The organism is Cronobacter sakazakii, assembly GCF_000982825.1.
In the GTDB taxonomy this organism is placed as follows: domain Bacteria; phylum Pseudomonadota; class Gammaproteobacteria; order Enterobacterales; family Enterobacteriaceae; genus Cronobacter; species Cronobacter sakazakii.
In genome coordinates, this window is the sequence record NZ_CP011047.1 from 3578457 (window position 1) to 3600776 (window position 22320).

Sequence of the window (22320 nt, forward strand, 5' to 3'; positions counted from 1 at the left end):
GGCCAGCGCCGGGCTGATTTTTTTGCGCAGCACCTCTATACTGCGCGGGTTTATGCACAACGAAAGCTGACCTATGCAAAAGAAATCGATTTACGTTGCCTATACCGGCGGCACCATCGGTATGCAACGCTCCGAACACGGCTACATTCCCGTCTCCGGCCATCTCCAGCAGCAGCTCGCCCAGATGCCGGAGTTCCACCGCCCCGAAATGCCGGATTTCACCATTCACGAATATGCGCCCCTGATGGACTCGTCCGATATGACGCCGCAGGACTGGCAGCATATCGCCGAAGATATCAAAGCCCATTACGATGAATATGACGGCTTCGTTATCCTGCATGGCACCGATACGATGGCGTTCACGGCGTCGGCGCTCTCGTTTATGCTGGAAAATCTGAGCAAGCCGGTTATCGTTACAGGCTCGCAGATCCCGCTCGCGGAGCTGCGCTCCGACGGGCAGATCAACCTGCTTAACTCACTCTATGTGGCGGCGAACTACCCGATTAGCGAAGTGACGCTGTTCTTCAACAACCGGCTCTATCGTGGCAACCGTACCACCAAAGCCCACGCTGACGGTTTCGACGCGTTCGCTTCTCCTAATCTGCCGCCGCTGCTGGAAGCGGGCATTCATATTCGTCGCCTGAATACGCCGCCCGCGCCTCACGGCCACGGCGAGTTATGCGTGCATACCATTACGCCGCAGCCTATCGGCGTAGTGACTATCTATCCGGGGATCTCCGCTGACGTGGTGCGTAACTTTTTACGCCAGCCGGTGCGGGCGCTGATCCTGCGCTCTTATGGCGTCGGTAACGCGCCCCAGCACGGCGATTTCCTGAAAGAGTTGCAGGAAGCGTGCTCGCGCGGGATTGTGGTGGTTAACCTGACGCAGTGTATGTCCGGTAAAGTCAACATGGGCGGCTACGCCACCGGCAACGCGCTGGCCCATGCGGGCGTTATCAGCGGTTTCGACATGACCGTCGAGGCGACGCTTACCAAACTGCACTATCTGTTAAGCCAGGGGCTGGAGCCGCAGGCGATTCGCGAAGCGATGATGCGCAACCTGCGCGGCGAGCTGACCCCGGACGACTAAAAGGAGCACGGTATGAATTCACGCGCCCTGCTGCTGGTGGATCTGCAAAATGATTTTTGCGCCGGCGGCGCGCTGGCGGTCGCGGAAGGCGACAGCACGGTGGATATCGCGAACGCGATGATTGAATGGTGCCAGAGCCGCGGCGAGCCGGTGGTGGCAAGCCAGGACTGGCACCCGGCGAATCACGGCAGCTTTGCTTCTGTCCAGCACGCCGAGCCGTTCACGCAAGGCACGCTGGACGGCCTGCCGCAGACCTGGTGGCCCGATCACTGCATTCAGGAGAGCGACGGCGCGGCGCTCCATCCGCTGCTGAACCAGAAGGCCATTGAGCAGCGCTTTTACAAAGGCGAAAACCCGGCGATTGACAGCTACAGCGCGTTTTTCGATAACGGGCACCGCCAGAAAACCGCGCTCGACGCCTGGCTTCGCGAGCATGGCGTAAGCGAGTTGATCGTCATGGGGCTTGCCACCGACTACTGCGTCAAATACACGGTGCTCGACGCGCTGAGCCTGGGGTATACGGTGAACGTGATTACCGACGGCTGCCGCGGCGTTAACCTGACGCCGCAGGCCAGTATGCTGGCGTTTCAGGAGATGGCGGCGAGTGGCGCCACGCTCTATACGCTTGACGACTGGCGCGAAACGCAGGCATAAACCGCTTCAGTCATCCGTTGCTTTATAAAAAAAGGCCGCTTTGCAATCCGCGGCCTTTTTTTTACTTCAGCACCCTTCAGCTCATTCAGGCTTGAGCGTGGCGATAGGCTGCTGATTGATACCGAACTCCGCCTTCAGCTGCTGCTTGCTTTTCATCACCAGCTGGCCGTCCGTGCCGATCGTCATATGCTGCGGATTGGTGTTGTGGCGCATCTGCCAGAGCATCACCAGTTGCAGGCTGTTTTCTTTCTGCTCGGGCGTCAGCGCCACGCCGTCGGGCCATTTTCCGAGTTCTACGGCGGTCGCGAGACGCTCGTAAACCTCCGGCGTCATGCTGCTAATCAGGTCTTCCAGGTTCATAAAATCACGCTCCAGTGGAATAATTTGCTGAATCGATTCTTCAACCTTTGATTTGCTCGCCGTTATCGTCATCGGTGAAGCTCAGCGACGCCGAATTGACGCAGTAGCGTTCGCCGGTCGGTTGCGGGCCATCCGGGAACACGTGTCCCAGGTGCGCATCACAGTTGCCGCAGCGGATTTCAATGCGCTGCATGCCGTGCGAATAATCGTTAAGGTAACGAATCGAGTCCTCGCTTACCGGCTCGTAAAAACTCGGCCAGCCGCAGCCCGAATCATACTTAGTTTCAGAGTTAAACAGCGGCGCATCGCACACCAGACAGTGGTAGACGCCATCACGCTTGTTATGCAGCAGACGCCCGGTATACGGCGGTTCCGTGCCGTGATTCTGGGTGACGTAAAACTGCATTTCCGTCAGGGTGTTTTTCAGGTCGTCCTGGGAGTTTTGATTGGCCATAAGGTGACATCTCGGGGAGGTTTAAGCAGTTACATTACCTGCATTATTCTAACAAAACATTAACAGTAACGCGTACACTTTTGGTCTAAACTTAGCACTGAAAATGCAGCTGACAAGCAAACGTGATTAACATCACACTTTTGTTTTCGACGCCCTTTTAAATTCCTCTCGGTGTCCCCATATGGACCTGAGCCCAAAAGGAAGAGTGAGGTGAGTCAGTCGTGCAAAGCTTGTCCACAGGATTGATTTGTCGCAATGATTGACACGATTCCGCTTGACGCTGCGTAAGGTTTTTGTAATTTTACAGCCAACCTTTTATTCACTAACAAATAGCTGGTGGAATATATGACTATCAAAGTAGGTATCAACGGTTTTGGCCGTATCGGTCGCATTGTTTTCCGTGCTGCTCAGAAACGTTCTGACATCGAGATCGTTGCAATCAACGACCTGTTAGACGCTGACTACATGGCCTACATGCTGAAGTATGACTCTACTCACGGTCGTTTCGACGGTACCGTTGAAGTTAAAGACGGTCATCTGATCGTTAACGGTAAAAAAATCCGCGTTACCGCTGAAAAAGACCCGGCTAACCTGAAGTGGGACGAAGTGGGCGTGGACGTGGTTGCTGAAGCAACCGGTATCTTCCTGACCGACGAAACCGCACGTAAACACATCACCGCTGGCGCGAAAAAAGTTGTTCTGACTGGCCCGTCCAAAGACAACACCCCGATGTTCGTTCGTGGCGCTAACTTTGATAAATATGCAGGCCAGGACATCGTGTCCAACGCTTCCTGCACCACCAACTGCCTGGCACCGCTGGCGAAAGTTATCAACGACAACTTCGGCATCATCGAAGGTCTGATGACCACCGTTCACGCGACCACCGCAACTCAGAAAACCGTTGACGGCCCGTCTCACAAAGACTGGCGCGGCGGCCGTGGCGCAGCTCAGAACATCATCCCGTCCTCTACCGGCGCTGCTAAAGCTGTAGGTAAAGTGCTGCCGGAACTGAACGGCAAACTGACTGGTATGGCGTTCCGCGTTCCGACCCCGAACGTATCCGTTGTTGACCTGACCGTTCGTCTGGAAAAAGCAGCAACCTACGAGCAGATCAAAGACGCTATCAAGAAAGCCGCTGAAGGCGAAATGAAAGGCGTTCTGGGTTACACCGAAGATGACGTGGTTTCCACCGACTTCAACGGCGAAGTATGCACTTCCGTGTTCGATGCTAAAGCAGGTATCGCACTGAACGACAACTTCGTGAAACTGGTTTCCTGGTACGACAACGAAACCGGCTACTCCAACAAAGTACTGGACCTGATCGCTCACATCTCCAAATAAGTGAGATGAGATTCTGATCTTAAGGGCGACTTCGGTCGCCCTTTTTATTTGGATTTAAGACAGAGGATTGCCAGAAATGATCAATACGCTTTTTGCCCTGCCGGTGTCTGAGCAGTTAACGCCTTACCTCTCCCGTCGTCAGCATGACGAGCTGGATATCATCGTTATCGACCACCCGCAGGTTCGCGCCGCCGTGGCGCTGCAGGGCGCGCACCTGCTGTGCTGGAAACCGGCTGGCGAAGAAGAGGTGTTATGGCTGAGCGCCAACACGCCGTTTAAAAAAGGCGTCGCGCTGCGCGGCGGCGTGCCGATCTGCTGGCCGTGGTTTGGCCCGTCGGCGCAAAAAGATCTGCCCTCGCATGGTTTCGCCCGTAATCTTCCGTGGAACTTAAGCGCCCATAATGAAGACGATAACGGCGTGGTGCTGACGTTTGAACTGCACGCAAGCGACGCAAGCCGTAAACTCTGGCCGCACGATTTCACGCTCTATGCGCGCTATAAGCTCGGCAAAACCTGCGAAATGGAGCTGGAAGCGCACGGCGAATTCGAAACCACCTCCGCGCTGCACTCCTATTTCAACGTCGGCGACATCGCGGAAGTCAAAGTGAGCGGGCTTGGCGAGGCCTATCTCGACAAAGTGAATGGCGGTGAGGAAGGCAAACTCAACGGCGGCGTGCAGACCTTCCCGGACCGTACCGATCGCGTTTACCTGAACCCGGAAGGGTGCAGCCTGATCCATGACGGTGCGCTTAACCGCACCATTGAAGTGGTGCATCACCACAACAGCAACGTGGTGGGCTGGAACCCGGGCCCGGCGCTCTCGGTCAGCATGGGCGACATGCCGGATGACGGTTATAAGACGTTCGTTTGCGTGGAAACCGCCTGCGTAACCACGCCGCAGCAGACGCGTGAAGATAAACCTTCGCGCCTCTCCCAGACGCTGCGCGTTATCAAAAAAGCCTGATAACCCATGGCCTCGCGATGAGCGGGGCCATTTTTACGCCCTTCCCTGTTTCCCATCAACCTGCGCCATAAAAAAGGGCACCCGAAGGTGCCCCAGTAGATAGCATTACGAATCAGAACGTGTAAGTCACGCCGGTAGACAGCAGCGCAGACCAGGAACGGTCTACCATCGGGCTGTCTTTCGCTTCGTCGCTAAGATGGGTGTAACGGCCGCTGCCGTAAACGCTCCAGCTGTCAGATAGACGATAAGTGGCGGTCAGCTCGGCATACGGCGCCCAGCCATCGTCAGCGTCATAGCGGTTAAGCCCGCTGTGGCGCGACTCTTTGCCGCTCACGCCATAGTAGTAGTCGTTCTGGTTTTCACTGCTCCACTCAACACCGATGCCCGGCGTCAGGGTCAGACCGCCGTTGGTGTAGCGATAGAGCCACGCGAGATCCCACACGATACCGTTGCTGTTATCCAGCGTATCAGCGGCAAGCGACGTGCGCAGGAAACCATACTGCGTGTTATGCACGTAAGAGAGGCCCGCCATCAGCGTTGCTTTGCGCTCATCCAGACGGCGCAGCGCGCGGCTGTCGCTGTCGCCTGGCTTAAAGTGCAGCGGCGAATAGTACGCCATAATGGAAAGCTTATCGGCGGTGTCATTCCACAGGTAGTATCCGGCACCCAGACCGCGCACCCAGAAATTATCGCCTTCATAGTTGATAACCGGCAGCGGGTAAACATCGCGGTCGTACTGTTTATAAGGATTGACTACCCATCCTGCACCCGCGCCAACTGACAGTTTTCCTTCTGCATGCGCAAAGGTAGCGGCTGAAGCCATAACGGCACCCAGTGCCAGAAATTTGAATGTGCTCACAATCCATCAAGTCCTTTAGTCAAATGATCGGCTCGCGAAGTTTAACCGCCCCTGCGCTTCACCCCAAATTTTTTCGCACTTCTTTACATCATTGGATCGCGCAGCCTCGCATTTTCGCGTGACAGGCGGCTTGCAATTTTATGACCTGACGGTGAATTCACGCCATAAATGTAAATCCGCCAGCAGAAACAACGGGATGAGTGCTTGATAAATCACTGAATCCCTCAAACGGCGGCATGCAAGATTTTCAAATGCCATCTACGCTTAAAATTAAGAAGGTGCATTACCCTGACCGCAGTAGCACAGTGCAACGCGCAAAAAAATGCTTAAGTTGGCATTAGGGTTGCTGTACTCAGAATACGTCTTCCGGGAGCCTCCACTATTCATATGAACGGCTCTTAAACCTGTGCTAAAAAACGAAAGGACGGCATGCCATGAATATATTCGATCACTATCGCCAGCGCTATGAAGCTGCCAAGGACGAAGAGTTCACACTGCAGGAATTTCTTACCGTTTGCCGGCAGGATCGCAGTGCATATGCAAATGCGGCGGAACGGCTATTGATGGCCATCGGTGAGCCAGTGATGGTGGATACTGCCCAGGAGCCACGGCTCTCCCGTCTCTTTTCGAACCGGGTGGTCGCCCGGTATCCGGCGTTTGAAGAGTTTTATGGCATGGAAGAGGCCATTGAGCAGATTGTGTCGTACCTGAAACACGCGGCGCAGGGTCTGGAAGAGAAAAAACAGATCCTCTATCTGCTGGGCCCGGTGGGCGGCGGTAAATCGTCGCTTGCCGAGCGTCTGAAATCGCTGATGCAGCGCGTACCCATTTATGTGCTGAGCGCCAACGGCGAGCGCAGCCCGGTCAACGATCACCCGCTGTGCCTCTTCAACCCGCAGGAAGACGCGCAAATTCTGGAAAAAGAGTACAACGTTCCGCGCCGCTATCTCGGTACCATCATGTCGCCGTGGGCCGCGAAGCGCCTGCATGAGTTTGGCGGTGACATCACCAAATTCCGCGTCGTCAAAGTCTGGCCGTCGATTCTTGAGCAAATCGCTATCGCGAAAACCGAGCCGGGCGATGAAAACAACCAGGATATCTCCGCGCTGGTGGGTAAAGTGGATATCCGTAAGCTTGAGCATCACGCGCAAAACGATCCGGACGCCTACGGCTACTCCGGCGCGCTCTGTCGCGCTAACCAGGGCGTGATGGAATTCGTCGAGATGTTTAAAGCGCCGATTAAAGTGCTGCACCCGCTGCTGACGGCGACCCAGGAAGGCAACTACAACGGGACGGAAGGCATCTCCGCCCTGCCCTTTAACGGCATCATTCTGGCGCACTCCAACGAATCGGAATGGGTCACTTTCAGAAATAACAAAAACAACGAGGCGTTCCTGGACCGTGTCTATATCGTCAAGGTGCCTTACTGCCTGCGTATTTCGGAAGAGATCAAAATCTACGAAAAACTGCTTAACCACAGCGAGCTGTCGCATGCCCCCTGCGCGCCCGGTACGCTCGAAACGCTGGCCCGTTTCTCGATCCTTTCGCGTCTGAAAGAGCCGGAAAACTCCAGTATTTACTCAAAAATGCGTGTTTACGACGGCGAAAGCCTCAAAGACACCGACCCGAAAGCGAAGTCTTATCAGGAGTATCGCGACTACGCGGGCGTAGATGAAGGCATGAACGGGCTCTCCACCCGCTTCGCGTTCAAAATCCTCTCGCGCGTCTTTAACTTCGACCATACCGAAGTGGCGGCGAACCCGGTGCATCTCTTCTATGTGCTGGAGCAGCAGATTGAACGCGAACAGTTCCCGCAGGAGCAGGCCGAGCGCTATCTCGAATTCCTGAAAGGCTATCTGATCCCGAAATACGCTGAATTTATCGGTAAAGAGATCCAGACGGCGTATCTGGAGTCCTACTCCGAATATGGCCAGAACATCTTTGACCGCTACGTCACCTATGCGGATTTCTGGATCCAGGATCAGGAGTACCGCGACCCGGATACCGGTCAGCTGTTTGATCGCGAATCGCTCAACGCGGAACTGGAGAAAATCGAGAAACCGGCGGGCATCAGCAACCCGAAAGATTTCCGCAATGAAATCGTCAACTTCGTGCTGCGCGCCCGAGCCAACAATAATGGCCGCAATCCGAACTGGACCAGCTATGAGAAGCTGCGCACGGTTATCGAGAAGAAAATGTTCTCGAACACCGAGGAGCTGCTGCCGGTTATCTCCTTTAACGCCAAAACGTCTACTGATGAGCAGAAGAAACACGACGATTTTGTCGATCGCATGATGGAAAAAGGCTATACCCGTAAACAGGTGCGTCTGCTTTGCGAATGGTATCTGCGCGTGCGTAAATCGTCCTGATAAATCGCCCGGCGGTGCTCGCGCCGCCCGGGCCTACAACGAAGCGAACCGTACGCCGGAGCGCACCGCGCATCCGGCGATACGAGTTCGGCATAAAGTTGGCAATGCAGTACGGGGGGCATATGACCTGGTTCATAGACCGACGTCTCAACGGCAAAAACAAGAGCACGGTAAACCGCCAGCGCTTCTTGCGTCGTTATAAAGCACAGATTAAGCAGTCGCTCTCCGAGGCGATTAACAAGCGTTCGGTGACCGATGTCCAGAGTGGTGAATCCGTCTCCATTCCGAATGACGATATCAGCGAACCGATGTTCCATCAGGGGCGCGGCGGCCTGCGCCATCGCGTGCATCCGGGTAACGATCATTTTGTTCAGAACGACCGCATTGAGCGCCCACAGGGCGGCGGAGGTGGCGGTGGTAGCGGCCAGGGTCAGGCGAGCGCCGACGGCGAGGGCCAGGATGAGTTCGTTTTCCAGATCTCCAAAGATGAATATCTCGATCTCTTGTTTGAAGATCTCGCCCTGCCGAATCTGAAAAAGAATCAGCACCGCCAGTTAAACGAGTATAAAACGCATCGCTCCGGCTACACCTCTAACGGCGTGCCGGCCAATATCAGCGTGGTGCGCTCGCTGCAAAATTCCCTGGCGCGCCGTACGGCGATGACCGCGGGCAAGCGCCGGGCGCTACGCGAGCTGGAAGCGAATCTCGAAGAAGCCCTGAGAAGCGAACCGGCACAACTGCTCGAAGAGGAGCGGTTACGTAAGGAGATTGCCGAACTGCGCGCCAAAATCGAACGCGTGCCGTTTATTGATACTTTCGACCTGCGCTACAAGAACTTCGAAAAGCGCCCGGAGCCTTCAAGCCAGGCGGTCATGTTCTGCCTGATGGATGTCTCCGGCTCGATGGATCAGGCGACAAAAGATATGGCCAAACGCTTTTATATTCTGCTCTATCTGTTCCTGAGCCGAACCTATAAAAACGTCGATGTGGTCTATATCCGCCACCATACGCAGGCGAAAGAAGTGGATGAACATGAGTTTTTCTACTCGCAAGAGACAGGCGGGACCATTGTTTCCAGCGCGCTTAAGCTGATGGATGAGGTGGTGAAAGCGCGCTACGATCCGGCGCAGTGGAATATTTACGCCGCGCAAGCCTCTGATGGCGATAACTGGGCCGATGACTCGCCGCTCTGTCATGAAATTCTGGCTAAGAAAATCCTGCCAGTGGTGCGATATTACAGTTATATCGAAATCACCCGCCGCGCGCACCAGACGCTGTGGCGTGAATATGAAGATTTACAGGCGAAATATGAGAATTTCGCTATGCAGCATATCCGCGATCAGGATGATATCTACCCGGTATTTCGCGAGCTCTTTCATAAGCAGGCCAGTGAAAACTGGAATTAATCCACAGGGTCGACGTTCGTCGGCCCTGCGTTTTTCTTATTAAATAACCCGCAATTAAAGTGCCGCTAAACTTTTATGTCAGCGTCACTTAATCAAGTGAAACTATTGAGCCATAATATGTAGTAAAGCTGAGGCTGCTTATTAATAACCCTACAGATTTTACTTACAGCCGGTTCGCTATCAGTTATAGTGAGCGGCATTATAAAATAACGACGCGGCGCCGTCGCAGGACCACCGTGAATCATGTTTAACAGGGTCTCATTGGGCTTGAATAAAACGTCCGGGATGGTGGGGATAATCATCGCCAGCCTGTTGTCCGTCCTGGCCGTTGCGCAAATAATATACTGGCGAACAGAAGCAAACCGAATAGAAAACTATACTCAGGCAGTGCTTGAACGCAGCGTCACGCTATTACAGCAGGCAAACTCACTTGCCGCGCGCGAGATGAAAATGGCGCATTATCCCCCCTGCAGCGAGGCCGATCTTAATTCATTGCGCACGATGTTGTGGGAATACCAGATGATCAAAGATGTGGGCCGCACCGGCGCGCGTGGGATTATCTGTTCCGCGCTCTGGGGACATCTTCCTGTTCCACAGCCGCTCACCGCAACGCAAAATATCGTCAGTCGTGACGGTGCCCGCTGGTTATTAAATTTGCCCCTGACAGACACCATTAACGTCAGCGCCTGGTGGCGCAACGATCTGCTGGTAATATTTTCTCCTTTCGTGTTTACCCGCTTTGAAAATGACGCAAAAACGACGCACTACAGCGCGATGATTACCAACTCACAGCGCGACCGCCGCTGGTTTACGCTCGGCCCCACCCAGGCCTTATTATCGGCAACTGATACTTCCTCACATTATGCCTGGTATTTCATCACCAAAGAACGCTGCAATGCGCAATACGATATTTGTGTCATTGCCGGTACGCACCCTTATGGCCTGCTCCAGGCGCGCTGGTATACCCTCGTATTGCTCATCGCGCTCGGCCTGGCGCTCGGATTATTACTCTGCACATGCCTGGCGCTTTATCGCAAAAAACAGACGTCACTTACGGTGCGCCTGGAAAACGCGTTAAAAAACGGCGACCTGCGTGTGGCTTATCAGCACATCTACGAAATTGAAACCGGCCGGATGAAAGGCATGGAGGCGCTGCTGCGCTGGCATGACAGTAATGGCGATGCCGTGTCGCCGGATGTGTTTATCCCGCTTGCGGAAAAAGAAGGGATGATGAGCAAAGTCACCGAATTTGTGACGACGCAAGCCATCGCAGAAACGGTGGAATTGCTGGAACCTTATGATCTGACGCTCAGCATCAATATTAGCCTCAACGATCTCTTCTCCCGTCATTATCTTAATTTTCTCACCCAACTGACGCATAACACCGGCCTTGCGTCGAATCGCATTATGCTGGAAATAACGGAGCGGGAAAACGCAACGCTTGCACATATGGAAGCGGCCATTTCGTTATTTAAACAACACGGATTTTTAATCGCGCTGGATGATTTCGGCACCGGCTATTCGACCATTTCATGGCTTTCACGCCTGCCGATTGATGAAGTCAAGGTCGATAAAAGCATTACCGATGCGATAGGCACGCCAACGCTTAATAAAACGCTGCTGGTCAATTTAATTGAAATGCTGAAAGCGATGCCGCAGCAGGTGGTATTTGAAGGGCTTGAACAGCGACTGCAGGTGGATTATTTGCAGGATAATTTCCCAGGCTGCTACGGCCAAGGCTGGTGGTTCTCGCGCCCCATCGACAACCAGGCGTTGCGCTTATTACTGACGATGCAGGCAAAATAAAACAGCAGCCCTGAGGCTGCTGTGATAACAGATAAAATCAACAAGCCAGATTATTTACGACCACCGCTGTGGCTGTTCTGGCCGCCTTTTTTGCCTGCTTCAGACGCGCGTTCCGGGTCATTTTTAAAATTCCCGCCGCTCTGCTGTCCGCCTTTTTTACCTGCTTCTGATGCTTTTTCACGATTTTCGGCGAAATTGCCGGAACCACCACGATGTTCTGCCATAACAACCTCCGGGATTGGTTTAGTGTTACCAGAAAACGTCAATACTGAAAAAGAGATCATCTGCCGAAAGTATCCTTACACTTGCCAGCAAGAGCGCGCTTCCGTGCATTTTTTCGCAAACGTCGCTTCGTTCCGATATTTCCGACAAAGCCCCGATTGCGAATCGTCTCGCCCTGTTTCGGCGCTGCGCTTATTACGACGCATCACTACGCAGATAATATTCTCTGAATAATGACTGCCGTCGTTTTCATAAGACACTCTTATAACTGTAATACAGCTTCGTAAAGTAAGCCAAACGACAACCTTTATTTTCCGTGCAGAATCATCGTAGCTTGTTTATTTTATTTTCTTTTATTTTTTGAAATTGTGCAGGCGTTGCAAAATAAGCGAACCGCCAGTAAGGTGGAAAACCTTATCCAGTTAACGAGGCGACAAAATGAAAGGGATGGATATTCACCAACAACTCGTGGATTTACTGACGCACGGCCAGGCGCGGTTTCGGGTGATGGAGCATGAGGCGATGGGCAAATGCGAAGCGGTATCGGAAATTCGCGGTACTCATTTAAGTCAGGGCGCGAAAGCGCTGGTATGCAAAATTAAAGGCAACGGGATAAAACAGGTTGTGCTCGCCGTACTCGGTGCCGATCTCCAGGCGGATCTTGCCCTGCTCGCGCAGCACCTGGGCGGTACGAAGGCGTCGCTGGCAAGCCAGGCGGAAGTGGATGCACTCACCCGCTGCGTTTTTGGCGCGATCCCCCCGTTCAGTTTTCACCCGGAGCTTAAACTGGTGGCCGATCCGCTGTTATTTGAGCGCCACGACGAAATCGCCTTTAATGCCGGCCTGCTTGAGAAATCGATTATCATGGACACCGCCGACTATCTGCGGCTCGCCAAACCCGCACTGGTGGCCTTTCATCGCGCGCCGTCTACCAGCGCCGCTCCAGATAGCGCACCGCAATAATCAGCGTGGCGGCAGTCACGAAAAAAAACGTGGTTATCCAGAGCGCGTCGGGCGAGAGTAGATCGTTCATCGTTTCTCCGGGAATCTCGCGTTAACATCGGGGGATGCTGCTCTCAGTGATAGCCCCTTTTGATGACAAAACAATGACGACGGGCGGCGCGTTTTCTTTTCTGGCAAGGAGCTAAGAATGTTTGATATCACGCTGCTTATCCTGCTGGCGCTTGCCGGTCTTGGATTTGTCAGCCACAACATGGCCGTAACGGTCTCCGTGCTGGTGCTGATTGTTATCCGCATGACGCCGCTCAGCGCCTGGTTTCCATGGGTGGAAAAACAGGGTGTCACCGTCGGGATTATTATTCTGACTATCAGCGTGATGGCGCCCATCGCCAGCGGCACTCTGCCCACCTCCGCGTTGTTTCACGCCTTTCTGAACTGGAAATCGCTGGTAGCTATCGCCGTGGGCGTTTTCGTCTCGTGGCTTGGCGGTAAGGGCGTTGCCCTCATGGGCAGCCAGCCGTCGATTGTCGCCGGGCTGCTGGTCGGCACCGTTCTTGGCGTGGCGCTTTTTCGCGGCGTGCCGGTTGGGCCGCTTATCGCCGCAGGGCTGGTTTCCTTGCTGATTGGCCGCCAGTAGAATTGCATCCACCACTCTTTTACCTGCTGTACTCACGCAGCGCCATGGCGGTTGCGTGTAGATGAGGAACGAATGACAAACCTGACTTCCGGGCGTCGCGCCGGCTGGCTTTTGCTGGCGGGGCTGCTTACCATCGCGACCACCCTTCGTGTAACCTTTACCGGGGCAGCGCCGCTGCTGGACGCTATTCGCGTCGATTTCTCGCTCTCCACCGCCGCTACCGGCCTTCTGACCACGTTGCCGCTGCTGGCTTTCGCGCTGGTGTCACCGCTGGCCGCTGGCAGCGCGCGGCGCTTCGGGATGGAGCGCAGCCTTTGCGGCGCGCTGCTGCTTATCAGTGCGGGCATTCTTCTGCGCTCGTCCGGCAGTGCGGCGGCGCTCTTCGCCGGCACCGCGCTTATCGGCTGTGGGATAGCCATCGGCAACGTACTGCTGCCCGGCATGATCAAGCGGGATTTTCCTGGCAAGGTAGCGAAACTGACCGGCGCGTACTCGCTGACGATGGGCCTTGCGGCCGCCGCTGGCTCAGCGCTGGTGGTGCCGGTCGCAGCCCTTAGCGGCGGCTGGCGCGGCGCACTGCTGGCGCTGATTGTCTTTCCGCTGCTCGCCCTTCTGCTCTGGCTGCCGCAGCTGCGCGCCCGTCGCCACGATGCCGTTGGCAGCAACGCGGCGATACACAGCCGTAGTATCTGGCGCTCGGCGCTCGCCTGGCAGGTGACGTTCTTTCTGGGCGTTAACTCGCTTATCTATTACATCGTTATCGGCTGGCTGCCGTCGATTCTGATAAGCACAGGGTTTAGCGAAGCGCAGGCCGGTTCACTGCATGGGCTCATGCAACTTGCCACCGCCATACCGGGCATTGCGGTGCCGCTGCTGCTCGCACGGCTTCGCGATCAGCGCGGTATCGCCATTCTGACCGCCCTGCTCTGCGCCGTAAGCCCCGTCGGGCTGTGGTTCTTCCCTCATCTTGCCGCCTGGTGGGTGGTGATTTTCGGTTTTGGATCAGGTGCGACTATGATCCTTGGGCTGACGTTTATCGGCCTGCGCGCAAGCTCAGCGCATCAGGCGGCGGCGCTCTCCGGGATGGCGCAGTCGGTGGGGTATCTGCTGGCGGCATGCGGGCCGCCAGCTATCGGCAGACTCCACGATCTGCTGCATAGCTGGAGCCTGCCGTTAATGGTCTGCGCCGCCCTTGCCGTCGTGATGGCCATTGCGGGCGGTTTTGCGGGGCGCGCACGGGAAATCGGCGCGCCGTAACTCAGCGCCGGGCGGCGCGTAAAAATTCGCGTACCAGCGGCACCGGACGCCCGGCAAGCGCGCCGCGCTCGTGCTGGAACAGCGTCGCCACAAAAAACGGATGCGTCGTCAGTTCGACGGCGCGCACGTCGCCCTCGTTATCCCAGCCGGTGATTTTCAGCGCTTCCTTGCTGATCGCCTCGACAAACTCCGGCGCCACGCCAAAATTGCAGTGATAGGCCTCTGCAATTTCCTCACGCCCGTAGGCGCGTGCGATAAGCGTATGCGGGCGCAGTTCAACCTCCCCGGTCTGCTCCACCAGCGAACAACTCAGCGGTGCAATGACCAGTCTGCCGCCCTGTGCGGTTTCGCCGTGGTTCGCGTCACTCCAGCCCAGAACGTTACGGGCATACTCAATGACCGCATGCTGAAAACCGCCGCAGGTGCCAAGAAACGGAATCGCATTTTCACGCGCATACCGAATGGCGATAAATGCGCCGTCTTCGTTTTCATACGGGCTGCCAGGCACAACCCAGATAGCGTCATAGCCCACCAGATCTTCCGGGCTTTTAATATCTTTGGTCGGGAGCCAGTCGTAATCGGCGGTGAGTTCCAGCACGGCGGCGGCGTCGTCAATCGCGAGCGGGATCGCCTGATGCGCGACTGTCGCGCTGTTGTAGTCGCCGACCAGCGCAATACGCAGGGTGGAAGTGAGCGGTGAGGTTTCCATAGGGTTTTCCTTATGCCTGAATGAATTACATACAACATAAGGAGCATCAGCATACCGATCTGCGCGCTGGCTAACAACACCCAAAATCAGCAGTAATAACGCCATTTTGCGAGGCGTCTCGGGCAATCGCGCGCTGTGGTTTGCCTCGCGCCTTTACGCGGCAGATAATTCGATCACAGAGAACGACAAGCCAGGAGGCAAAGATGATTACGCTTAAACGCGTTTACGACGAGCCGGACGCGCAGGACGGCTACCGGGTGCTGGTGGACAGGCTCTGGCCACGCGGCATTAAAAAGGAGAATTTGCCGTTAGATGAATGGAATAAAACGCTGGCCCCTTCGACGGCACTGCGTAAGGCGCTGCATGGCGAGGTCATCGATTTTGCCCACTTTAGCGAGCGCTACCGTGAAGAGCTGGCCGCACAGCAGCAAGAAGGCGAGCGTCTGGCAGCGATCTCACGCAAAGGAACGCTCACACTCTTGTTTGGCGCGAAAGACAGAAGCCAGAACCACGCGCAGATCCTGGCGGCGTGGCTCAGGGAGCTTGCAGAACACGCTTAATCGAGAAGCAGCGCCGTCTCTTCAAGCGGCAACAGCTGGCCGTCAAGCGGCATCAGGTGTTCGGCGCGGACAAACGCAAAGCCAGCCTGGCCGTCGGCGGCCACGACATCGCCCGTCACCAGCCACAGCGGGCGGGCGCAACTTTTGGGCAGTTCCGTCATAAAACCGGTCACCGGATTGATAAAGCGCTCACCCGGCTGGCAGAGGCTGAAGAGTTCTACAGATTTACCGATATTTTCCCGACCGGCAGCGGTACGGGCGCCGATGATAATGGCGAGAGCGCCTGGCTTGAGTTGTTGCATGGTCTTTCCGCGTTCGCAATAAGCAATAAATGAAACGTGTAGATCAGAACATTCTTATGTTGTGATGTAAAGATTTCTGAATCAAAAAACCGTGCGTTTCCGCGCGAAATCTCCATTTTTTCTTCATCCTCTCGCCCCGCGTTTTCGCTAAGCTTGCCGTTATCGCTGTGATGACTGACCACACGGCACTCTTTTGCCTCACCTTACCCCGTTGCAGGAGCGGCTTGCGGCTCAATGAAAACGCGATACAGGCAATTGCCCTGCCTGTAAGGCGCATAACGACAGCCCTTCATGCTCTCCTTCTCATGTGCGGGGTGTTTTTTTATATACACATCACATCAAATTTGCCTGATTAAAAGACATTGAGCTGTCGTTTAAAAAGCCGTGATCCCGGATCGATATACTGTGGCGATTCGCGTTCTTTCAGGTTTTTCTCATGTCAGTCATCATTTCTCACGCTGAGCCTACCCCCAGTAGCGGCCTGGATCTTATTAAAGCCCTCACGACAGGCACACTGATGCCTGGCGGCTTATGGCAGAAAAAAAGCTATCGTCTTAAATTCGCGCTGCGAAGCTGTCTTTATCTGCCTGCCACGCTGCGCTTTATGGATGCCATGGCGAAAAATCCACGCTTTGAACAACTGCTGAGCGTGCAGAAAACGCTGCCGGGCAAAATTCATCGCCACTATCTGCGTCTGGGGTTAAGCGCGGGCGAGCGGGCGAGCGCCATCATTCATCACTACGATTTTATCCGCGAACGTGCGGCAGCGCGCCTTGCCGATGCGCTCTGCGCCACCAGTCCGCAGCCGCTGTTTACGCTTGCGGCGAAAGAGAAAACGGTCGTCATTAGCGCGTCATCGGCCCATAAAGCCGAGCGCGAAGGCGAAAGCACGCTGTGGCTGCACTGTGATGACGTGCTGCTCGCCAGCCTGACGTTCAGCGTAGTGCGCGACGCCACCGGCTACGGCATCGTCATCGGCGGTCTTCAGGGGCCACGCAGAAACGTGCCACATGAAGCTATTCGCGATGCGACAAAAGCCTGTTACGGCGTTTTCCCGAAACGTCTGCTGATGGAAGTCCTGTGGCTGATGATTCAGCAGCATGACATGACCCATTTCGAGGCGGTGAGCAACAACGGCCATGTGTTCCGCGGCCTGCGTTATCGCTTCAGTAAAGGGCGTCACTTTTTTGCAAGCTACGACGAATTCTGGGAGTCCGTAGGCGGCGAGCGTCGTGGCGCGCGCTATTTCACGCTGCCGCTTACTGCCGCGCGCAAACCGCTGGAAGATGTCGCCAGCAAGAAACGTTCTGAGTACCGTAAACGCTACGAGCTGCTCGATTCGCTGGCAGCGCAGTGGCGCGAGCTGAACGCGCAGTAATGCTCAGGCGGCCTTCTGGCCGCCTTTTTTATGGCGCTCCCCCCGAGTTTGCGCAGCTTACCCGCTCGTGCCGGGATGGCCTCACACGTTGCGCTGATCCGCGCCCATAAAAAAACCGCCTGCTGGCGGTTTTTTTATTTTGCGTCGTCTTCTGAGCGATACGGCCCTTTCTCGTCGTCATCGCTGTCGTCACGCTTGCGCGTCACTTCCCCTTCCGGGCCCGGCGTGCCGCCACCCTGCTCTTCTGCCTGTAAGCGAAAAGCCTGCTCTTTTTGCGATTCACCGAAGTATCCGAAACCAAAAAACATGATGACCTCCTGTATCCATCAGAGTTAACACATTAAGTGTAGCTGACCAGAAAGCCTTCGCAGGCGCGGTACGCTTACCGTCTGTCTGAAAAGCGCGGGCTCCGGGCCGGCCGGAGCCTGGCCGTCAGCTCGCCACTTTATCGAGTACGCGCTGAATCGCCGCGGAGAGTTCGTTGATTTCGAACTTCGCCACGTAGCCATCCGCACCCACTTTTCGCACATGATCTTCGTTAGCGCTGCCGGAGAGCGACGAGTGGATCACCACCGGAATCTTCTTCAGGGTCGCGTCCATTTTGATGTTACGCGTCAGGGTAAAGCCGTCCATTTCAGGCATTTCAAGGTCAGTCAGCACCATCGCGATTTTATCGGTGATCGACTGCCCTTCCGCCTGCGCCTCTTTTGCCATGAGCTTAATTTTTTCCCAGGCTTCGAGGCCTGTGGTATGCATGAGCGCCGGAATGCCCATGTTCTTAAGTCCGTGCTCAAGCATAGAGCGCGCCACTTTGGAGTCTTCCGCCACGATAGCCACCGCGCCCGGTTTCAGTTTGAAGCTGCGCTCCTGCATCACAGTGTTCGGCTGGCCGTCACGTACAGACGGAATGATGTCATACAGAATCTGTTCAACATCCAGTACCAGCGCCAGTTCATTACTTTGATTATCGCTGTCGAGGCGCGCGATGCTGGTGATGTTGCGTGAGCTGACGCCCGATTCCGCCGTATGCACCTGGCTCCAGTCGAGGCGGATAATGTTTTCAACCGATTCCACGGCGAACGCCTGGGTGCTGCGCGCATATTCGGTCACCAGCAGCAGGTTCAGGCCAGTGGTCGGTTTGCAGCCTGTCACCGCCGGCAGATCCACAACCGGGATTATCTGGCCGCGGATGTTTGCCATACCAAGCAGCGGCGCCTGCATGCCTGCGGCTTTGGTAATCGTCGGCATCGGCACGATTTCGCGCAGTTTGAAAACGTTAATACCGTACAGCTCAAGTTTCTCCTCTTCATTCGCAGATCCCAGCCGGAAGAGAAGCAGTTCGAATTTGTTCGATAAAGCGAGATTCGCCCTCTCATCGATATCTTTCTGGAAGTTATCCATATTGACCTCAAAGGTACGCTTGTGGGTGGTGGCTCATGCGGCGAAAGGGATAACGCGCTGGTGCCTGGTTTCAGGCACTCCTTGCGCCTGAATTTGGTTTAAATCGTTATCGGCAGGTTTTGCAAAAAGTAGAGGGGGAAGATAAGAACAAATTTCGGTGAGTAACAAAAAGGCGAGCGAGCGCAAAAAACGAAGCCGCCCGCAGGCGGCTGACAGGCGCGAGGATTCAGGGGGCCTTATGCCACGCGTCGCGCAGCGATTCGCGCCCGTGTGGCTCCTCTTTTTCCGGCAGGTCGTCCTCTTCCCACGGATTTATCGTATTCGGCGCATCTTCGGGTAAGCCGTGATGCTCATTATCATCTGCAAGCGGTCTGTCGGGATGGCGATTGTCAGGCATGGCGCTTTTTCCTCATATCCTCGGGACAAAGGAAAAGTGTAGCCTGGCTTGCGGGTGCCGACGCTTTTCTCACATCCCGCTCGCCAATGCCCGGTCAAGCGGCTAAAGTGAAACGTAGCGCCGACGCACTCACCAGAAGAGGTAAAAATGACGGGATCGATTGACGAAATTATTGAAAAACTCCAGACGCGCATCCTGGCGTATGAAATTCTGTTCCAGTCATTGCTGGAAGAAGTGCCTGCTGTGCTGAAAGAACGTGTGGTCGATAATGCGCGCCACCACTTTGCAGGCCTTGAGGCTGGCGTTAACAGCGATCCGGAACGGGCGCAGAAAATTACGGCCGCACGCGCTGTAGTGGAGCAACTGCTGGCCCGCAAACATTAATTCATTAAGAAGCATTATCGCAGCGCGAAAGTGCGACGTATTTATTTCCGACCCTGAATGGAAATAAAAAAGAAAAAGCCCGCAAGCGGGCTTTTTTTACTGAATGAGGCGTATTTTTAGCGATGCGTATTCGTTTCGGAATGCATCATCGCGTAGCTGTCGTAACGTTCAGCCGCTGCAAAACCCACCAGCATGGCGGATTTGCAGAATATACATTTTGCGCCGTGCGGATTTTTATCGGTCACGTCGAAACGGGAAGTACGATACTGCGAGCCATGACACGCAGGGCATCTGAAATGCAAGCCTGCTGCAATCATGTTGTCTTTAGAGCGCCACCACATTCACGGCTGACGGGCCTTTCGCGCCGTTTTCAACCGAGAATTCAACCTGCTGACCTTCGGTCAGTGTGCGAAAATTATCGCTCTGGATAGCGGAGAAATGGACGAATACGTCTTTGCTGCCGTCTGCCGGTGCGATAAAACCAAAGCCTTTATCCGCGTTAAACCATTTCACTGAACCATTCATTCTGTTAGCCATATTTTAATACCTTTATACTTGAGCCTTGCGGCGAAAATGGTTTGAATGACAGAAATATTCAGTGCTTAAGAGGGAACTCAAAAGAAGAGATATCGAAGGATAACGTCTGGAGATGAGTACTACTGAAGTGGAGGACTCGTACCAACCACTGCACAACGGGTTCTGCGTATCAAACCGAGGAGTTCATTAACGCATGCCCCACTCTTTTAAGCAAGCAGTAATGTGCCTTTTACAAAACTATATATTTACACCCGCACGGCATTGTGCCGCTAGTCGATTTTTTCATTTATTGCCACTCAGACGAAAAATAAATTCTCCGGTTCGTTAAAAAAGCGGCCACGGTTATTTTAGACAATATATTTTGTAACCATTGATAAAGCGTGACGCTATTTCTCTGACAGCGCCACGCCATTATTTTCAGCCCCATTCGACTCTTGCGTGACTCTCGATTGCCGTTAAAACCCCACGTCGACGTGCGTCATGCGTGAATTATTGTTAAGGTTTGTCTGATGACAACACTGGACGAGGTAATGATGAACACGTTTGTCAGACCCACGCTGACGCTGCCGAATCAGGAAGAGAAACTGCTGCTGCACTCCTGCTGTGCGCCGTGCTCGGGCGAGGTCATGGAGGCGCTGCAGGCTTCCGGTATCGACTACACCATCTTTTTCTATAACCCCAATATTCATCCCCAGAAGGAATACCTGCTGCGTAAAGAGGAAAATATCCGCTTTGCTGAACAGCACGGTATCCCTTTTGTGGACGCCGATTACGATACCGATAACTGGTTCGAGCGCGCCAGAGGAATGGAGTGGGAGCCTGAGCGCGGCGTGCGCTGCACCATGTGCTTCGATATGCGATTTGAACGCACCGCGCTTTATGCGCATGAAAACGGCTTTAAGGTGATAAGCAGCTCGCTTGGTATTTCACGCTGGAAAAATATGCAGCAGATTAACGACTGTGGTCACCGCGCCGCGGCCCCGTATGAAGGCATGGTGTACTGGGACTATAACTGGCGTAAACAGGGCGGCTCGGCGCGCATGATTGAAATCAGCAAGCGCGAGCGCTTTTATCAGCAGGAATATTGCGGTTGCGTCTATTCGCTGCGTGACTCCAACCTGCACCGTAAAGCGCAGGGCAGACCGTTAATTAAAATCGGCACGCTCTATTATGGCGATGAGTCATAACGGTAACGGGCATCGTTAAGATTGACCTCATTACGAAAAAGCCAGGTCTCAGACCTGGCTTTTTATTTAATCACTGCTGCTACTGTCGCAGTCGCCCCCTGAGCCGCTGTCCGAACTGCAGCTGTCATGATGCAAGACGTGCGACTGTGTGGATGTCGAATTAGATGAATCGTGGTTCGTCCCCGGGTGATGCGAGGTATCGGTGTAATAACCGGTGTCGCCGCATTGACCATGCGGCGCAGTCGTAAAAAGCCAGATGACGGTTTTTACCGCGTGCAGCATGACAGGAATTCCCACCAGCGCCTGTGCGACACGTGTAACCCAGATCGAGGAATTTATCACCCTATCCGCCGTGAGGTATTCCATCAGCGGCGTAAATGCGACGACCTGAAACAGCGCCAGCCAGAACCCCAGCAAAAAACTGTAAGCGATAACGCTGTACCCCATAAATGCCAGCAGCTGTTTTATGCTTAAACGATAACCCCAGCGTAAGGTATTTCGCCAGTATGTGAAGTAGCGGTGTCGCATCCCTGATTCCTCTTATTATTGGTAAACAGGTTACCGCACCGGCACGTAGCCTGAAACTACCAGAATCGTGATCGCGCGGTATAAAAAAAGCGCAGCCGTAAATTAAAAAAAGAAAAATCGGGCTATTGCGACTCAATGTGTGTAAGGTGCCCCCTCCACAATTCAAAGAAGATACTTATGGCTATTCATAAAAGAAAATCGCAAGACAGTTACTTAAGCCGCGTCACCTGCCCGAAATGCAACGAAAAATCTGAACACAGCGCCGCCCGCGTCAACAAGCAAAAAACGCTCATCTGCCCCGCCTGCAATCATTTATTTGTCTTCGCGCAGACTCCAGCGCATCCACTCTAAAACCTGTTTGACTATCCGGTTAAAAGCGCCGGTATTCCTGGTGCTTTTAATCAATTACCGCTATTTTATTAGCATGCTAATGCTTCGCCGCCTTATTTAATCCAACACTCCCGCGCCATAAATATCGTGTCACATTCCAATAAAATAAAATTAACGAAAAGTAAATCAGAACACATCCTTTTAAAATGAGCATTACGCTTTTAATAT

At 54.4% G+C, this 22320-nt stretch carries 28 protein-coding genes; 15 read left to right on the forward strand and 13 right to left on the reverse strand.

Features of this window, described 5'->3' with window-relative positions; genetic code table 11:
• The first annotated feature begins 73 nt into the window (after window positions 1-73).
• Together ansA and pncA are read left to right on the forward strand one after the other, a co-directional pair.
• On the forward strand, window positions 74-1090 hold the full coding sequence (gene ansA / locus CSK29544_RS16975; RefSeq protein WP_007866971.1) for an asparaginase: 1017 nt from the start codon (window positions 74-76) through the stop codon (window positions 1088-1090).
• A gap of 12 nt (window positions 1091-1102) precedes the next feature.
• Window positions 1103-1744: a bifunctional nicotinamidase/pyrazinamidase gene (pncA, locus tag CSK29544_RS16980; RefSeq protein ID WP_007893943.1), complete on the forward strand. Its 642-nt coding sequence runs from the start codon at window positions 1103-1105 to the stop codon at window positions 1742-1744.
• An 81-nt stretch (window positions 1745-1825) separates the two neighbouring features.
• Here pncA and CSK29544_RS16985 read toward each other — a convergent pair whose 3' ends face one another.
• A complete protein-coding gene (locus tag CSK29544_RS16985) occupies window positions 1826-2104 on the reverse strand; it encodes a YeaC family protein (RefSeq protein ID WP_004386623.1) in 279 nt (92 codons plus the stop codon).
• Window positions 2105-2144: 40 nt separating this feature from the next.
• Window positions 2145-2558: a peptide-methionine (R)-S-oxide reductase MsrB gene (gene msrB / locus CSK29544_RS16990; RefSeq protein WP_004386624.1), complete on the reverse strand. Its 414-nt coding sequence runs from the start codon at window positions 2556-2558 to the stop codon at window positions 2145-2147.
• A 345-nt stretch (window positions 2559-2903) separates the two neighbouring features.
• On the opposite strand from msrB, the gene gapA reads away from it, so the two are divergent.
• Window positions 2904-3899: a glyceraldehyde-3-phosphate dehydrogenase gene (gapA, locus tag CSK29544_RS16995; RefSeq protein WP_004386625.1), complete on the forward strand. Its 996-nt coding sequence runs from the start codon at window positions 2904-2906 to the stop codon at window positions 3897-3899.
• A 76-nt stretch (window positions 3900-3975) separates the two neighbouring features.
• Window positions 3976-4863 carry a D-hexose-6-phosphate mutarotase gene (locus CSK29544_RS17000; protein ID WP_007893940.1) on the forward strand — a complete coding sequence of 296 codons (888 nt, stop codon included), beginning with the start codon at window positions 3976-3978 and terminating at the stop codon, window positions 4861-4863.
• A 112-nt stretch (window positions 4864-4975) separates the two neighbouring features.
• Here CSK29544_RS17000 and CSK29544_RS17005 read toward each other — a convergent pair whose 3' ends face one another.
• Window positions 4976-5686: a MipA/OmpV family protein gene (locus tag CSK29544_RS17005; protein ID WP_216668559.1), complete on the reverse strand. Its 711-nt coding sequence runs from the start codon at window positions 5684-5686 to the stop codon at window positions 4976-4978.
• A 470-nt stretch (window positions 5687-6156) separates the two neighbouring features.
• On the opposite strand from CSK29544_RS17005, the gene yeaG reads away from it, so the two are divergent.
• The 3 genes from yeaG (at window position 6157) to CSK29544_RS17025 (ending at window position 11303) form a co-directional block, all read left to right on the forward strand.
• Window positions 6157-8091 carry a protein kinase YeaG gene (gene yeaG, locus CSK29544_RS17010; RefSeq protein WP_004386628.1) on the forward strand — a complete coding sequence of 645 codons (1935 nt, stop codon included), beginning with the start codon at window positions 6157-6159 and terminating at the stop codon, window positions 8089-8091.
• 122 nt (window positions 8092-8213) lie between these two features.
• Window positions 8214-9497 (forward strand): YeaH/YhbH family protein, encoded by a 1284-nt coding sequence (locus CSK29544_RS17015; RefSeq protein ID WP_007893937.1) that lies wholly within the window; start codon window positions 8214-8216, stop codon window positions 9495-9497.
• Window positions 9498-9782: 285 nt separating this feature from the next.
• Complete coding sequence (locus CSK29544_RS17025) at window positions 9783-11303, forward strand: EAL domain-containing protein (RefSeq protein ID WP_029038975.1); 1521 nt, start codon at window positions 9783-9785, stop codon at window positions 11301-11303.
• A gap of 50 nt (window positions 11304-11353) precedes the next feature.
• On the opposite strand, the gene CSK29544_RS17030 is transcribed toward CSK29544_RS17025, so the two are convergent.
• Complete coding sequence (locus tag CSK29544_RS17030) at window positions 11354-11527, reverse strand: con-10 family general stress protein (RefSeq protein WP_004386632.1); 174 nt, start codon at window positions 11525-11527, stop codon at window positions 11354-11356.
• A 436-nt stretch (window positions 11528-11963) separates the two neighbouring features.
• Between CSK29544_RS17030 and CSK29544_RS17035 the strand changes: the two genes are divergently transcribed.
• Window positions 11964-12488 (forward strand): YbaK/prolyl-tRNA synthetase associated domain-containing protein, encoded by a 525-nt coding sequence (locus CSK29544_RS17035; RefSeq protein WP_007893931.1) that lies wholly within the window; start codon window positions 11964-11966, stop codon window positions 12486-12488.
• Here the strand turns inward: CSK29544_RS17035 and CSK29544_RS25265 are convergent.
• Window positions 12454-12558 carry a hypothetical protein gene (locus tag CSK29544_RS25265; protein WP_487277357.1) on the reverse strand — a complete coding sequence of 35 codons (105 nt, stop codon included), beginning with the start codon at window positions 12556-12558 and terminating at the stop codon, window positions 12454-12456. The two genes, CSK29544_RS17035 and CSK29544_RS25265, sit on opposite strands and share 35 nt — an antisense overlap.
• A gap of 117 nt (window positions 12559-12675) precedes the next feature.
• Between CSK29544_RS25265 and CSK29544_RS17045 the strand changes: the two genes are divergently transcribed.
• Entirely contained in the window at window positions 12676-13122 is a 447-nt protein-coding gene (locus CSK29544_RS17045; protein WP_007866964.1) for a DUF441 domain-containing protein, read from the forward strand.
• A 72-nt stretch (window positions 13123-13194) separates the two neighbouring features.
• A complete protein-coding gene (locus tag CSK29544_RS17050; RefSeq protein ID WP_029038976.1) occupies window positions 13195-14379 on the forward strand; it encodes a CynX/NimT family MFS transporter in 1185 nt (394 codons plus the stop codon).
• 1 nt (window position 14380) lies between these two features.
• Here CSK29544_RS17050 and CSK29544_RS17055 read toward each other — a convergent pair whose 3' ends face one another.
• Entirely contained in the window at window positions 14381-15088 is a 708-nt protein-coding gene (locus tag CSK29544_RS17055) for a CTP synthase C-terminal region-related (seleno)protein (RefSeq protein ID WP_004386635.1), read from the reverse strand.
• A gap of 203 nt (window positions 15089-15291) precedes the next feature.
• Here CSK29544_RS17055 and CSK29544_RS17060 point away from each other — a divergent pair, with 203 nt between their 5' ends.
• Window positions 15292-15648: a DUF488 domain-containing protein gene (locus CSK29544_RS17060; RefSeq protein WP_007893923.1), complete on the forward strand. Its 357-nt coding sequence runs from the start codon at window positions 15292-15294 to the stop codon at window positions 15646-15648.
• Here the strand turns inward: CSK29544_RS17060 and CSK29544_RS17065 are convergent.
• A complete protein-coding gene (locus tag CSK29544_RS17065; RefSeq protein WP_004386637.1) occupies window positions 15645-15950 on the reverse strand; it encodes a hypothetical protein in 306 nt (101 codons plus the stop codon). The genes CSK29544_RS17060 and CSK29544_RS17065 overlap by 4 nt on opposite strands.
• 436 nt (window positions 15951-16386) lie before the next feature.
• Here CSK29544_RS17065 and CSK29544_RS17075 point away from each other — a divergent pair, with 436 nt between their 5' ends.
• Entirely contained in the window at window positions 16387-17328 is a 942-nt protein-coding gene (locus CSK29544_RS17075) for a VirK/YbjX family protein (RefSeq protein ID WP_029038977.1), read from the forward strand.
• Between the two features lie 134 nt (window positions 17329-17462).
• Here CSK29544_RS17075 and CSK29544_RS24620 read toward each other — a convergent pair whose 3' ends face one another.
• From CSK29544_RS24620 to CSK29544_RS24625, 3 genes are all read right to left on the reverse strand, one after another.
• A complete protein-coding gene (locus CSK29544_RS24620) occupies window positions 17463-17636 on the reverse strand; it encodes a hypothetical protein (RefSeq protein ID WP_007670864.1) in 174 nt (57 codons plus the stop codon).
• Window positions 17637-17760: 124 nt separating this feature from the next.
• A complete protein-coding gene (locus CSK29544_RS17080; RefSeq protein ID WP_007893919.1) occupies window positions 17761-18729 on the reverse strand; it encodes a chemotaxis protein in 969 nt (322 codons plus the stop codon).
• 226 nt (window positions 18730-18955) lie between these two features.
• Window positions 18956-19126, reverse strand: a complete 171-nt coding sequence (locus tag CSK29544_RS24625) for a hypothetical protein (RefSeq protein WP_004385762.1) — start codon at window positions 19124-19126, stop codon at window positions 18956-18958.
• 147 nt (window positions 19127-19273) lie between these two features.
• Here CSK29544_RS24625 and CSK29544_RS17085 point away from each other — a divergent pair, with 147 nt between their 5' ends.
• Complete coding sequence (locus CSK29544_RS17085) at window positions 19274-19510, forward strand: hypothetical protein (protein ID WP_004385763.1); 237 nt, start codon at window positions 19274-19276, stop codon at window positions 19508-19510.
• Between the two features lie 116 nt (window positions 19511-19626).
• Here the strand turns inward: CSK29544_RS17085 and ymcF are convergent, their stop codons facing one another.
• Window positions 19627-19851 carry a cold shock small protein YmcF gene (gene ymcF, locus CSK29544_RS17090; protein WP_004385764.1) on the reverse strand — a complete coding sequence of 75 codons (225 nt, stop codon included), beginning with the start codon at window positions 19849-19851 and terminating at the stop codon, window positions 19627-19629.
• The gene (gene cspE / locus CSK29544_RS17095; RefSeq protein WP_004385765.1) at window positions 19835-20047 is read right to left on the reverse strand and encodes a transcription antiterminator/RNA stability regulator CspE; all 213 of its coding nucleotides are present in this window, start codon (window positions 20045-20047) and stop codon (window positions 19835-19837) included. Before cspE ends, ymcF begins: the two co-directional genes overlap by 17 nt.
• A gap of 533 nt (window positions 20048-20580) precedes the next feature.
• Between cspE and CSK29544_RS17100 the strand changes: the two genes are divergently transcribed.
• Window positions 20581-21234 carry an epoxyqueuosine reductase QueH gene (locus CSK29544_RS17100; RefSeq protein WP_004385766.1) on the forward strand — a complete coding sequence of 218 codons (654 nt, stop codon included), beginning with the start codon at window positions 20581-20583 and terminating at the stop codon, window positions 21232-21234.
• A gap of 66 nt (window positions 21235-21300) precedes the next feature.
• Here the strand turns inward: CSK29544_RS17100 and CSK29544_RS17105 are convergent, their stop codons facing one another.
• Complete coding sequence (locus CSK29544_RS17105) at window positions 21301-21762, reverse strand: hypothetical protein (RefSeq protein WP_007866942.1); 462 nt, start codon at window positions 21760-21762, stop codon at window positions 21301-21303.
• A gap of 177 nt (window positions 21763-21939) precedes the next feature.
• Here CSK29544_RS17105 and CSK29544_RS24630 point away from each other — a divergent pair, with 177 nt between their 5' ends.
• On the forward strand, window positions 21940-22113 hold the full coding sequence (locus tag CSK29544_RS24630; protein ID WP_004385768.1) for a YnfU family zinc-binding protein: 174 nt from the start codon (window positions 21940-21942) through the stop codon (window positions 22111-22113).
• Window positions 22114-22320 lie beyond the last annotated feature (207 nt).